The 12,172-nt window shown below is 57.0% G+C and carries 12 protein-coding genes; 5 read left to right on the top strand and 7 right to left on the bottom strand.

The genetic code is table 11. The features are described from left to right. Positions 1 to 184 precede the first annotated feature (184 nt). From rpe to PVT68_RS13815, 3 genes are all read right to left on the bottom strand, one after another. Positions 185 to 853 (bottom strand): ribulose-phosphate 3-epimerase, encoded by a 669-nt coding sequence (rpe, locus tag PVT68_RS13825; RefSeq protein ID WP_280318992.1) that lies wholly within the window; start codon positions 851 to 853, stop codon positions 185 to 187. Between the two features lie 227 nt (positions 854 to 1,080). Further along, positions 1,081 to 1,788, bottom strand: a complete 708-nt coding sequence (gene murU, locus PVT68_RS13820; protein WP_280318991.1) for an N-acetylmuramate alpha-1-phosphate uridylyltransferase MurU — start codon at positions 1,786 to 1,788, stop codon at positions 1,081 to 1,083. Positions 1,789 to 1,795: 7 nt separating this feature from the next. Then, on the bottom strand, positions 1,796 to 2,920 hold the full coding sequence (locus PVT68_RS13815) for an aminoglycoside phosphotransferase family protein (protein WP_280318990.1): 1,125 nt from the start codon (positions 2,918 to 2,920) through the stop codon (positions 1,796 to 1,798). 391 nt (positions 2,921 to 3,311) lie between these two features. Here PVT68_RS13815 and PVT68_RS13810 point away from each other — a divergent pair, with 391 nt between their 5' ends. The 5 genes from PVT68_RS13810 (at position 3,312) to PVT68_RS13790 (ending at position 10,058) form a co-directional block, all read left to right on the top strand. Beyond that, entirely contained in the window at positions 3,312 to 5,921 is a 2,610-nt protein-coding gene (locus PVT68_RS13810) for an LPS-assembly protein LptD (RefSeq protein WP_280318988.1), read from the top strand. Further along, entirely contained in the window at positions 5,921 to 7,282 is a 1,362-nt protein-coding gene (locus PVT68_RS13805) for a peptidylprolyl isomerase (RefSeq protein WP_280318986.1), read from the top strand. The genes PVT68_RS13810 and PVT68_RS13805 overlap by 1 nt, the downstream gene beginning before the upstream one ends. Before the next feature lie 6 nt (positions 7,283 to 7,288). Further along, positions 7,289 to 8,290, top strand: a complete 1,002-nt coding sequence (gene pdxA, locus PVT68_RS13800) for a 4-hydroxythreonine-4-phosphate dehydrogenase PdxA (RefSeq protein ID WP_280318985.1) — start codon at positions 7,289 to 7,291, stop codon at positions 8,288 to 8,290. Positions 8,291 to 8,389: 99 nt separating this feature from the next. Continuing rightward, a complete protein-coding gene (gene rsmA / locus PVT68_RS13795; protein ID WP_280318983.1) occupies positions 8,390 to 9,217 on the top strand; it encodes a 16S rRNA (adenine(1518)-N(6)/adenine(1519)-N(6))-dimethyltransferase RsmA in 828 nt (275 codons plus the stop codon). A 13-nt stretch (positions 9,218 to 9,230) separates the two neighbouring features. Further along, positions 9,231 to 10,058: a symmetrical bis(5'-nucleosyl)-tetraphosphatase gene (locus tag PVT68_RS13790; protein WP_280318981.1), complete on the top strand. Its 828-nt coding sequence runs from the start codon at positions 9,231 to 9,233 to the stop codon at positions 10,056 to 10,058. A 22-nt stretch (positions 10,059 to 10,080) separates the two neighbouring features. On the opposite strand, the gene PVT68_RS18420 is transcribed toward PVT68_RS13790, so the two are convergent. The 4 genes from PVT68_RS18420 to PVT68_RS18415 all read right to left on the bottom strand — a co-directional run bounded on the left by PVT68_RS18420 (position 10,081) and on the right by PVT68_RS18415 (position 12,032). Next, on the bottom strand, positions 10,081 to 10,287 hold the full coding sequence (locus PVT68_RS18420; protein WP_407666100.1) for a DUF1289 domain-containing protein: 207 nt from the start codon (positions 10,285 to 10,287) through the stop codon (positions 10,081 to 10,083). 36 nt (positions 10,288 to 10,323) lie between these two features. Continuing rightward, entirely contained in the window at positions 10,324 to 10,722 is a 399-nt protein-coding gene (locus PVT68_RS13785; protein WP_280318979.1) for a GFA family protein, read from the bottom strand. Positions 10,723 to 10,981: 259 nt separating this feature from the next. Beyond that, complete coding sequence (locus tag PVT68_RS13780; protein WP_280318977.1) at positions 10,982 to 11,239, bottom strand: hypothetical protein; 258 nt, start codon at positions 11,237 to 11,239, stop codon at positions 10,982 to 10,984. A gap of 670 nt (positions 11,240 to 11,909) precedes the next feature. Continuing rightward, a complete protein-coding gene (locus tag PVT68_RS18415) occupies positions 11,910 to 12,032 on the bottom strand; it encodes a hypothetical protein (protein ID WP_407666154.1) in 123 nt (40 codons plus the stop codon). Positions 12,033 to 12,172 lie beyond the last annotated feature (140 nt).

Raw genomic sequence — 12,172 nt, 5'->3', positions numbered from 1 at the left:
TTTAGTCCTTTATAACCTCTCGTGGCGTCGGAGCACCGGGTAAAGGTTTTTGAAACCGCTGTGAACCCATCCCTGGGCGCTGCGGCGCAAACATCCTGTTTGCGACGCTTTCAAAAACCTTTACCCGGCACTCCGTCTTCGATTCATGGTTTCGAGCGCTGAACTTGGATACGAAGTCCATAGCTCAGGCCTTAGCCAACTCCGCCCGCATCACCTTGATCACTTCAGCATAGTCATCCGCATTGAAGATGGCGGAGCCGGCAACGAAGCTGTCGGCGCCAGCCTGGGCGATTTCGCGGATGTTGTCTTTGGTCACGCCGCCGTCAATTTCGAGACGGATATCGAGGCCGGAGTCGTCGATGAGTTTGCGGGCCTCTTTGAGCTTGTCGAGGGTGGCGGGGATGAATTTCTGGCCGCCGAAGCCCGGGTTGACGGACATGAGGAGGATCATGTCGAGCTTGTCGAGTACGTATTTGGCGGCGTCGAGCCCACTCGCGGGGTTGAACACGAGGCCGGCCTTGCAGCCGAGGGACTGGATCAGTTGCAGGGAGCGGTCGACATGCTTGCTGGCTTCCGGGTGGAAGGTGATGTAGGTGGCGCCGGCGTCGGCGAACATGCGGATCATATCGTCGACGGGCTCGACCATCAGGTGGACGTCGATGGGAGCCTCAACACCGTGTTTGCGCAGGGCCTGGCAAACCATAGGGCCGATGGTGAGGTTGGGGACGTAGTGGTTGTCCATTACGTCGAAGTGCACCCAGTCGGCGCCCGCGGCGAGGACGTTGTCGACTTCTTCACCCAGGCGGGCGAAGTTGGCGGAGAGGATGGAGGGTGCAATTTTGTAATCCGGCATTTTCTCGTCTCGCTGCTTGCTTTTAATTACCCCGGAGCATCATATGTTAATCACCTCCGGTGGCGGTCGGGCACTGGGCGGCGCTTTTCGGGACCGGGCTAGGCGCCCCCCTTCAACCCATCCCTGGGCGCTTCGTCGCAAACATCCTGTTTGCGACGATCCCGAAAAGCGCCGCCCAGCACCCGCCCTTCGATTGAAACTTTTTTGCTTCGTCGCCAATTAGATGGTTACTCAGTCCGAAGCCGTTCTTCCAATTTATTCAGTCTTTCCGGGGTACCCACATCACACCAATCACCTGTGTATACCTCGGCCTGCATCAGGTCTTCATTGTGGGCGAAAACCTCACCGAGGCCATAGCGCTCGCGCGCATGGGGATAACCGGTAAGTATTTCCGGGCGCAAATAGCTGATACCCGCAAAGGTATAGCGTGGCTTGGCGGTGCCGGAAAGCAGACCGCTGTCGCCGCCCCCCTCGATACCGAAATCCCCTTCGGGGTTATGCGGCGGGTTCGGCACCATCAGCAGGCGCCCCGGGCAGTCTTGCGGGAGCGGGTTTTCGATCCATGAAGTGATATCGAAATCACACCAGACATCACCATTGACCACCAGAAAGGGTTCATCGCCCAGCAGCGGCAACGCTTTGGTGATACCACCGGCGGTTTCCAGGGGCTCACTCTCCTCGGAATACCGGATCTGCAGGCCCCACTGTTCGCCACCGCCCAGATGCTGCCGGATCTGATCCCCCAAGTGGGCAAGATTGACCACGACCTTTGTTACCCCGGCGGCGGCGAGGTGCTCCAGGGCATACTCGATCAGCGGCTTGCCAAGCACCGGGATCAGGGGCTTTGGGGTGTGGTCGGTAATGGGCCGCATGCGCTTGCCGAATCCGGCAGCCAGAACCATGGCGGAAGGGGCCTGGAGTGGTTTTGATGTCATAGGCGAATCATGGGGCCTTTCTTATCTGGGGTGCCTCGGTTACCACGGCGGCACGCTCGCCGGCTGTGCGGTAGTCGCGATACCATTCCTGCGTTTCGATCAGCGGCAGGATCTCCTGGCGAAACCAGTCGGCAAAGGGCTGCAGCTCCAGGTATTTGTCGCACACCTCCAGGGTGTAGCGAATAACCAGGGGCAGATCCGGCAGATAGCCGCGCTTGCCGTCGCGCAGACACAGGCGTGGAAACAATCCCAGCACCTTGAAGTGACGCTGAAGGCCCATCCAGTCGAACCAGCGCAGGAAGGTTTCCGGGGTAACTTCGGGAACGACACCAGCATCCATTGCCAGAGAGGCATAGGCGAGCGCCCAGTTTTCTACCTGCTCCTGAGGCCAGCGGATATAACAGTCCCGCAACAGGGAAACGACATCGTACGCGACCGGACCCCATACTGCGTCCTGGAAATCCACCACACCCGGGCGCTCACCGTCGCGGATCATCAGATTGCGGCTGTGATAGTCCCGGTGTACCAGAACCTGTGGCTGCGCGGCGGCGCTGTCCAGCAACAGGGCAAAAGTGCGCTCCAGCAGCTGATGTTCGCTCTCGTCCAGTTCCCGTCCCAGTAGCTTGCCGATCAGCCATTCCGGCAACAGCGACATCTCCATGTGCAGAAGTTCGCGGCTGTAGGGAGGAAACAGGCCTTCCGCGCGATTGATCTGCTGCAGGCACAGTAATTCGTTCATGACTTCGGCATAGAGACCGGCAACGCTGTCGGCGTTCAATTCACGCAGCAGCTGGGTGTCACCGAGGTCTTCCAGCAGCATGTAACCGCGCTCGATATCCGCGGCAATCACCAGTGGCGTGTGGATACCGTTGCGGCGCAGGTAATCCGCCAGTGCCACGAAGCGATTGACGTTGGTTTTCTGCGGTGGCGAGTCTACCGCAATCAGACTGGGGCTGGTGTCGGTGCGGAAATAGCGGCGGAAGCCGGCATCTCCGGAAAGCGGCTGCAGGTGCAGACGGCTCTCCAGGGGCGGCAGCTGCAGCGGTTCGTGACCGGCTTGCAGGGCTCGGGCGGCCCACTGGCGCAGCTGTTCGCGGCGCTCATCCGGGGCCTCGGTTACACACTCACTCATCCACCACCTGTACCAATCATTACCGCTAAAAATTTTTACCGCTATGCGCCTTCGCTGCTGTGTTACAGCACCTTGCGGCCTGTTTTCGGCCCAGTCTGACCTGGGTTGTGCCTCTGTACCCGGGCACGGAGCGCGTAAAAAACGCGCATTGTAACTGTGCGGGCCCCGGGTATCACCCGCTATTGTTTCCATGGCTACGGGCATTCAAGTAGAATCGACCGCTGATTTTTGCGCACCCGCCCTGCCCGCGCTGCCATACTGTTCCAGTTTCTGGCACACCCGTGCCCTTCAGGATGGAGTGATCCGGGCTTTTACGGTGCGCAACCGCGATCCCAAACGCGCCATCTCGCCAACGGAACAGACTCTAAAGATAGCCGGAACAATTCACTCGATGCTGGAAGCTTCCCGCTGGCGCCACCTTGCGCTGGCCATTGGACAATTATCTCGCCCGCGCTCTCTCGCTTTCGGCCTGCTTGCCGTCCAGCAACTGTGGCTGGCCGCCAGCGCTAATGCAGACACCGCCCCTCAGGTGGAAGTTCAACCCCAGAGCAACCCCTACCTGTACCTGGACTGGTTCCCCAAGAGTGAAATGGACCCCGACTCCCGCAGCGAGCTGGCGCCGGTTTGTGGCGGTGCCTTTATCGAGCCTCCACGCGATTACCCCAACGCGGACCTGCTTCCGGAAGACGCGCCATTGCGCGCGACCGCCGACAGCTCCAACTGGCTGGAGGATGGCACCGCGCAGTTGCGCGGCAATGTCCACATTACCCAGGGCTACCGTCAGCTGTTTGCCGACCAGGTGGACGTCAATCGCGAGGAAAATACCGCTTACCTGAGTGGCGCCATCGAAATGCGCGAACCCAGTCTGCTAGTGCGCGGCAAAGCCGCCGAGGTGCATACAGACAGCAAGGCCGCCGCCATCGAAGACGCCACTTACGTGGTGCACGACGAATACGTCCACGGCTCGGCCCGCTTCGCTTCCCGCGAGGCCAGCGGAGAGCTGATTCTGACGGAAGGCAATTACACTCGCTGTGAACCGGACGACGTTTTCTGGCGCATGACCGGTGGTGAGATCACCATCGACAATGTGGAGCGCCAGGGCACGGCGCGCAATGTGCGCCTGGAAATTGCCGATGTGCCGGTGTTCTATTTCCCGTATCTGCGCTTCCCGGTGGGCAGCGATCGCATGTCCGGGTTCCTGTTTCCCAGTCTCAGCACCGATGACGAAAACGGCCTGGATATCGCGATTCCCTATTACTGGAACATCGCGCCGCAGCTGGATGCCACCATAGTGCCGCGCTACATACAGTACCGCGGTACCGGCCTGGAGGTGGAAACCCGCTACCTGAGCCGGAATTTCAACACCGAAGTCCGCGTTGCCGGCTTGCCCAACGATAAAGGTGGCGACGACGACGATGCCCGCCGCCTGATCAATGACGGCTTCCCGGAAGACCTGGTACTACCCGCCAAGGGCGAAGACCGCTGGTTCCTCAACCTGGACCAGCAGGGTGGCAACGGCGGTTTGTGGCGCACCAGGATCGATTACACCAAGGTCAGCGATGCGGACTACTTCCGCGACCTGGACAACACCAATGTGCAGGCGCCACAAAACGTCAACTCGCGCGCCCTTACCAGCCTCAACCAGAGCGTAGAGGCCAGCCTCACCAGCGAACACTGGCACGCCAGCGTGCGCGCGCAGGAGTACCAGCAGCTGGCGAAAGACCGGTTTGATACCTACAGCCAGCTGCCGCGACTGAACCTGGACGGCAACTACAAGTGGGGCGACTGGCAGCTGCTGATGGAGCACGAAGTAACCAGCTTTGACCACCAGGACACCCAGACCATCCGCTTTATCGGCGATGTGGACGATCCATCCAGTGTCACTACCAGCACGCGCAATTTCGTCAACGCCAACCGCGCCCACGTCGACTACCGCTTTGGCTGGGACAAGCAGTGGCTGTGGGGCTTCTTCAATCCCGAGATTAGCGGGATCTATCTGGGCTACGACCTGGCGGACACCTTTCTCGCGGATGCCAACCTGGACTCGCCGGAAGCCGCCGCCGGCCAGCTGTCCATCGACAGCGGGCTCTTCTTTGAGCGCTCCGGCAACTTTTTCAGTCACGAATATGTGCAGACACTGGAGCCGCGCCTGTTCCTGCTCGCCAGCACCGAAGCCGATCAAACGGACTTCCTGAATGTGAGCACCAGCAACCGGGATGGCGGCAACGACCTGCTGTACGACACTTCGCTGTTCACCTTCAGCTACGACCAGCTGTTCCGCGACAGCCGCTTCAACGGCCATGACCGGATTGACGACGCTGACCGCGCGGCGCTCGGTATCACCACCCGCTTCGTCGATCCCAGCAGCGGGCGCGACCTGTTTGCCGCCAGTGCCGGCCAGATCTTCTATTCGCAAAGTAGTCGTATCGAGCTGCGCGACTTCCTCGAGGACGTGCCGCGCTCAGAATTCGCCGCGCGTCTGGAAAGCCGCCCCACAGATACCCTGCGCATCAGCAGCGAAGTGATCTATCACGATACCGACCACACCATCAATCGTGGCAACATTATGCTGCGCTACCTGGACGACGATTTTCGCCTGTTTAATGTCGGTTACCGCTACCTGCGCAAGCTCGAGGTGTACGACGAAAACGACAACCTGATCCGCGGCCCGGTGCGACAAGCTGACATCTCCGCCGCGTGGCCGATCAATACCCGCCTTTCGATCCTCGCGCGGGCCAATTACGATTTCACCTTTGACCGGGAACTGGAATACCTCGCCGGACTCGAATACGACACATGCTGCTACCGCACCCGGGTGCTGTGGCGACGCCAACTGGACAACGACCTGGCAGACGTGGTCGCCCCCGAAGAGCTGGAGTTCGACGAGGGCATCTATATTGAACTGCAGTTGAAGGGCCTGGCTGGCCTCGGTGGCTCGGTTACCCGTATGCTCAGCCAGGGCATTGCCAACTTTGACCAAAGAGAAGTACTGAAACAGTGATGACAATAATGCAGATGTTCAACTTCCCCCGCCGCGGCCTGCTGACTCTCGCCGCCCTGTGCGCTTTTGCCCTGCCGGCTGTGGCCCAGGTACAGAAGCTTGACCGGGTAGTGGCCGTGGTGGACGACGACGTGGTCATGGCCAGTGAACTGCAACAGCGCATGAACACCATCACCCAGCAGATCGCCGCCCAGAATGTGCAGGCACCGCCCATCGATATTCTCCGCCGCCAGGTTCTGGAGCAGTTGATCGTCGAACGGCTGCAACTGCAGATGGGCGCCCGTGCCGGCGTCACCATCTCCGATGAAGAGCTCGACCAGGCTATCGCCCGGGTCCAGCAGAACATGAATGTCTCTCCCGCAGAGTTCCAACAAAAGCTCGCCGCGGACGGCATCTCCAACAATGCCTTCCGCCAACAGATCCGCGAGGAAATGATCATTCGCCGGGTGGAGCAGGGCAGCGTCAGCCGCCGCATCCAGATCACCGACCAGGACATCAACAACTTCCTGCGCTCCAAAGAAGGTGAATTCTGGAAGTCCCCCCAGTACCAGCTCGGGCATATCCTGATTCCAGTGGGTTCCAGCGCACCTTCGGAAGAAGTGACCGCGGCCCGTGCCAAGGCGGAAGCGGTATATGAAAAAGCCAGCAAAGGGGATGATTTTCGCGCCCTGGCAATTTCCAACTCTGCCGGCCAGAACGCCCTGCAAGGCGGTGACCTGGGCTGGCGCAAAACCGTCGAACTGCCCACCCTGTTCGCCGACGCCCTCGAGGGCCTCAAAGTTGGCGACACCACCAAGCCTTTCCGCAGCGATGCCGGTTTCCACCTGCTGAAAATCCACGAGCAGCGCGGCGCCACCGAGCAGGTGGTGGAGCAGACCAAGGTGCGTCACATCCTGGTGAAGACCTCCGCCATCCGCGACGACGACGCGGCCTACAAGCTGCTGATGGACCTGCGCAGTAAGATCGAAGCCGGTGACCTGAAATTTGAAGACGCCGCCCGCGACAACTCCGAAGACATCGGCACCATGCTGCAAGGCGGCGACCTGGGCTGGTCCAACCCCGGCCAGTTCGTACCCGAATTTACCCAGGCTATGGACAACACCCCGGTGGGCGAGATGAGCATGCCGTTTCGCAGTCAGTTCGGCTGGCACCTGCTGGAGATCGAGGGTCGCCGCCAGCAGGATATGACGGACCAGTACATCCGCAACCAGGCCGCCAATTTGCTGCGCAACCGCCGCTATGAAGAGGAACTGCAGAGCTGGCGTCAGGAAATCCGCGACCAGGCCTATGTGGAAATCAAGCTGCCGGAGCTGCAGGACCCGTCCGCCGCCAGCGATGAAAAACCCGCAGAGCAGCAGTAACCGGCGATGACGCCCCGAATTGCCTTCACCCCCGGCGAACCCGCCGGGATTGGCCCGGAGCTCGCGGTAAAACTCGCCTGCTCTGAGCGCGCCAGCGACATTGCCAGCGCACAGATCATCGCCATTGCCGATCCTGATCTGCTACAGCAGGAAGCCACCCGGCAGGGCAAAGCCCTTACATTGCTGCCCTTCGACCCCACACTGCCAGTCCAGGCCACACCGGCCAACAGCTTGCACATCCTGCCCGTCGAGCTGGCGCAAGCGGCCTACCCCGGGCAACTCAACCCCACCAACGCTCCCTACGTATTGGAAACACTGCGACTTGCCGCGGAGGGCTGCCTGCAGCGTACATTCGACGCCGTGGTGACCGGCCCGGTACACAAGGGCGTGATCAACGAAGCCGGTGTGCCATTCAGCGGCCACACCGAATTTTTTGCGGAAAAAGCCGGTGTGGAAAAGGTGGTAATGATGCTCGCCGCCGACGAGCTGCGGGTGGCACTGGCCACCACCCACCTGCCGCTCAAGGATGTCAGTGACGCCATCAGCGGGCCGTCGTTGCAGCAGGTTCTCACCATTCTGCACCGCAGCCTGCGGGATCAGTTTCGCATTGAACATCCGCGCATCGGGGTCTGCGGCCTCAACCCGCACGCCGGTGAAGACGGTCATCTGGGGCGCGAAGAAATCGACGTTATCGAACCGGCCCTGGAAACCCTGCGCGCCCTGGGGCTGAATCTGATCGGCCCGCTACCCGCCGACACCCTGTTCACCCCGCCGCAACTGGCACGTTGTGACGCAGTACTGGCCATGTACCACGATCAGGGCCTACCAGTGTTAAAATTCAAGGGTTTCGGGCGCGCCATCAATATCACCCTGGGGTTGCCGTTTATCCGCACCTCCGTGGACCACGGCACCGCACTCAATATTGCAGGCAATGGCATCGCCGATACCGGCAGCCTTTACGCCGCCCTGAGCCAGGCCATTGAGCTGGCAAAACTGCGCCAATTTTAAGGGCGCCCCTTTTTTACCCTGATACTGCCGTAGGGTGGGCAAAGCGTAGCGTGCCCACCATCTCTATTTTTACTGGCGGGCACAACCGAACAACATTGCATGGACAACTTCTTCCAACACAAAGCGCGCAAGCGCTTCGGCCAGAACTTTCTTGTCGACGAAAACATCATCGAGCGCATCGTGCGTGCCATCGGCCCCAAAGACACCGACAAGTTGGTGGAGATTGGCCCCGGTCAGGGTGCCATCACCGCATTGCTGCTGGACAAGTGCCCCTCCCTTACCGCGGTGGAGCTGGACCGGGACCTGATCCCGATGCTGCAATTCAAATTTCGCGAATACCCGGACTTCACCATCATCGAAAAAGATGCGCTGAAGTTCGACTTCGGCAGCATGGTCGAAGAAGGTGAGCAACTACGTATCGTCGGCAACCTGCCCTACAATATTTCCACCCCGCTGCTGTTCCACCTGCTGAGTTTTCGCGGCAAGGTCAAGGACATGCACTTCATGCTGCAGAAAGAAGTGGTGGACCGCCTCGCGGCCGTACCCGGTGCAAAATCCTTCGGTCGTCTGAGTGTCATGACACAGTATTTCTGCCGGGTACAGGGCCTGTTCCCGGTGCCGCCACAATCCTTCCGCCCGGCGCCCAAGGTGGACTCCGCGATCGTGCGGCTGGTCCCACACCAGACTCTCCCCTTTCCAGCTAAAGATGAGCCGTTACTGGAGCGCATTGTCAGTATCGCCTTCCAGCAGCGCCGTAAAACCCTGCGCAACGCATTGAAGCCCCTGTTTCCGGATCTCGACACTGCACAGCTGCCGATCGACGCCAGCCGCCGTCCGGAAACTCTGAGCGTCAAGGAATACGTGGAGCTCGCAGATTACTGCAGCAGCCTTCCCCCTTCCTCAAATCCGCCAGAACAGGCTCAGTAAACGGAACGGAATTTTGGCAACTTACGCAATCGGCGACATTCAGGGCTGCTTCGAACCCTTTCAGAGACTGCTCAAAAAAGTCCGCTTCAACCCGGACAAGGACAAACTGTGGCTTGCCGGCGACATGGTGCACAGGGGCCCGGACAGCCTCAGCACCCTGCGCTTCCTATACGAACACCGCAGCCAGATCACCGCGGTACTCGGCAACCACGACCTGCACCTGCTCGCCCTCGCCCACGGTGCCAAACGCCTGACCGACAAGGAGTACGACCTGGCGCAAGTACTGCGCGCCAAGGACGCCGACAAACTACTGGGCTGGCTGCAAAAGCAACCTCTCATGGTGCACAAGAAAGTCGCCAGCAAGTATTTCTCCATGGTGCACGCAGGTATCCCGCCGATCTGGAGCATGAGCAAAGCTCTGGAGCTCGCGGGAGAGGTGCACAAGGCTTTGCAGGATCGTTCTATGGCAGAAGCCTTTTTCTTTGGCATGTACGGCAACGAGCCCCACAAGTGGAACGACCACCTGATCGGCGTCGAGCGCCTGCGCTCCATCACCAACTACTTCACCCGTATGCGATTCTGCAAGGAAGACGGTACCCTGGATCTCGTCACCAAGCAGGGTCCCCTGGCAGCACACCACGACTACAAACCCTGGTTCAGCTTCAAAAATCGCAAGACCAAAGATGACCGCGTGATATTCGGACACTGGGCAGCGCTGGAAGGGGAAGCCAATACCAGGAACGTATATGCGCTGGATACCGGGTGTGTTTGGGGAGGCTACCTTACCGCCATGCGGCTGGAGGATGAAAACTTCTTTTGTGCGGATTGCACGCTGCAGTAACAGACTGTACCTGCGAAGCTTGTCAGAGCTCGGGTATTCCCTGAGAGCTCAGTTTGCGCATTTCAGCCTTTTGCAAGATGATCTTTCGAGCGGCCTCATCAAGCTTTCTCCAGGCTTCAATTTCACCTGTTGTGCGGAAACATCCGCCACAAATCTTAGAGTCCTCGATCAAATTACAGGCGTGTATACAGGCTGATATTAACTTCTGTTCTTCGGTTTTATGCCACATCGTCATCGACACCATTTCAACGTACAAAAATACAGGCTATCTGCCTGGCTGCCACTCATTGTATGCGGGAATATGCTCGCCATACTCCAGCCAGGAAACCTCATGGGATCTCCAAATACCGAACTCAGCTTTCACCCCCGGATCTTCATCTAAAGTTGCTACGCGAAGTATGTAATTTGGGCTTCCTTCCTTTGTCGCGATTAGCTGCGATCCGCAATTTGAACAAAAGTAGCGAACTTTTCCAGGAGAAGATTCATAAGCCGATAACTTATCCTCTCCTTTTTCCCACGAGAAACTTTCTTTTAATACCGCGGCAGCGGTATTGAACGCCGCAGAGTGCGCCTTCCTACATGTCTTACATGAACAATGCTGAATAGCGCCATCTAGCTTTTCAATTTGATACTGAATCTGACCACATAAACAGCTTCCTTTCATAAGTATGGCACTCCGTCAAAGCACTGAAACTTGGCACCCTCATCAGGGCTCACATGACTTCTATTCGAAAACTGCAAAAAAAAGCATGAAAAAGCTCTCTTTACTTGGTTTTATCTTCATCTGCATCTGAGTCGAAGTCATTTGGCAACACGTCCAACCTCTTAAGTTTCTTTTCAAGATTACTAATCTTGTGCAAAGCAATGAGAGAAAAAACAAATCCAAGAAAACCAAGATATTCCATTTCATACGTCCCCATAGATTATTTAGCCTGAATTATCAGACGCAAAGTCAAAAAAATACAAAATACACAAATCAACTCTAGAGTGAGAGTAATCTTTCTCTGCATATTGTGGTTTGGATAGCACTTTGAAAACAGCAGCGATATTCCAGACAATTTTAGAAACCATGGGGCCCGCACAGCATGTTTATTGAGCGCTGCCATGTTCATCGCTGCAGCAAGTCCAGAAATCACTCCAGCAATCCAAGATGCCTGAAACAGGAATATCACTATATCCATTCACACTCCTATTATAGATAACAATCAGCGGAGGCTAAGTTTCTTTAAGGCAACCAAGAGGTTTTCGATTGCAAATTTTTTAAGCGCGGTCACCAGATGGAATATAGATATACTTCCTCAGTCCATTGTTTTTTGCGAATACTTCCCAAACAAAATATCCGACAGTAAAAACAGAACAAGCACAATGGCGGCATAATTTCTAAGAACATCCCATGTTTAATACATTTTTATATTTTTATTGTTATGGCCCATGCCGTCGAACCTCCAAATGTCGCCTCGCAGGGGAAGCTCAACTAGTGCTCCGGCAGATCCTTACATAATTTACACGTAATCCGATTTTTGTAATTCCTTATACGCACAACCAGGAAAATGGTTGAGCTTACAATAGCCCACAGCACACCAAACTCCACCGCATACTCAAAATCTTTACCTTTCAAGTATTGAACGCCAGAAAAAAGCAGGAACAATACAAATAACATCAAGAGATATTGAATAATCCACTTCAGAATAGGCATCAATAAATCTCCGTTAATTATGCAACAAAAAAATAATTTTGGTCGACTACACCAAACAGTACCTAAGAGGCGTAAACCCCAACCAACATTAATCTCACAACCGATTTATTGCGCAAAACCTCGCACTCAACCGCGCTCCAGCTTCCTGAGCCGCTTCAGCTCAGATTTGACCTCTGGATCAATTTGCATTTTTTTCTTCTTAGGCATGATCTGCCCCGTCGCATTTCCATACGCCAACGATAAAGCATGACTTCATGGATATCGAGTGCTTCCGCCACATGTTTGGCAACCACACCGGGAATTTCGGTTAACGCGACCGCAGTCGCCTTAAATCGTCGTCGTCGTAGTTGTAGTGCTTTCTGCGTGCCATTTGACACCTCCAGATCAGTTAGATGGAGGTGTGTTCAACAGCGGGTTA

The sequence above is a fragment of the Microbulbifer bruguierae genome (genome assembly GCF_029869925.1).
GTDB lineage: Bacteria > Pseudomonadota > Gammaproteobacteria > Pseudomonadales > Cellvibrionaceae > Microbulbifer > Microbulbifer bruguierae.
Note: the sequence above shows the minus strand (reverse complement) of the source record. Positions and strands in the feature narration are given on the sequence as shown.

What these genes read in the sequence shown, in the direction of transcription:
- murU (WP_280318991.1), bottom strand. Translation starts at nt 1,788, where the DNA reads ATGACATCAAAACCACTCCAGGCCCCTTCCGCCATGGTTCTGGCTGCC.
- pdxA (WP_280318985.1), top strand. Translation starts at nt 7,289, where the DNA reads ATGACGCCCCGAATTGCCTTCACCCCCGGCGAACCCGCCGGGATTGGC.
- PVT68_RS13785 (WP_280318979.1), bottom strand. Translation starts at nt 10,722, where the DNA reads ATGAAAGGAAGCTGTTTATGTGGTCAGATTCAGTATCAAATTGAAAAG.
- rsmA (WP_280318983.1), top strand. Translation starts at nt 8,390, where the DNA reads ATGGACAACTTCTTCCAACACAAAGCGCGCAAGCGCTTCGGCCAGAAC.
- PVT68_RS13780 (WP_280318977.1), bottom strand. Translation starts at nt 11,239, where the DNA reads ATGGATATAGTGATATTCCTGTTTCAGGCATCTTGGATTGCTGGAGTG.
- PVT68_RS13815 (WP_280318990.1), bottom strand. Translation starts at nt 2,920, where the DNA reads ATGAGTGAGTGTGTAACCGAGGCCCCGGATGAGCGCCGCGAACAGCTG.
- PVT68_RS13805 (WP_280318986.1), top strand. Translation starts at nt 5,921, where the DNA reads ATGACAATAATGCAGATGTTCAACTTCCCCCGCCGCGGCCTGCTGACT.
- rpe (WP_280318992.1), bottom strand. Translation starts at nt 853, where the DNA reads ATGCCGGATTACAAAATTGCACCCTCCATCCTCTCCGCCAACTTCGCC.
- PVT68_RS18420 (WP_407666100.1), bottom strand. Translation starts at nt 10,287, where the DNA reads ATGTGGCATAAAACCGAAGAACAGAAGTTAATATCAGCCTGTATACAC.
- PVT68_RS13810 (WP_280318988.1), top strand. Translation starts at nt 3,312, where the DNA reads ATGCTGGAAGCTTCCCGCTGGCGCCACCTTGCGCTGGCCATTGGACAA.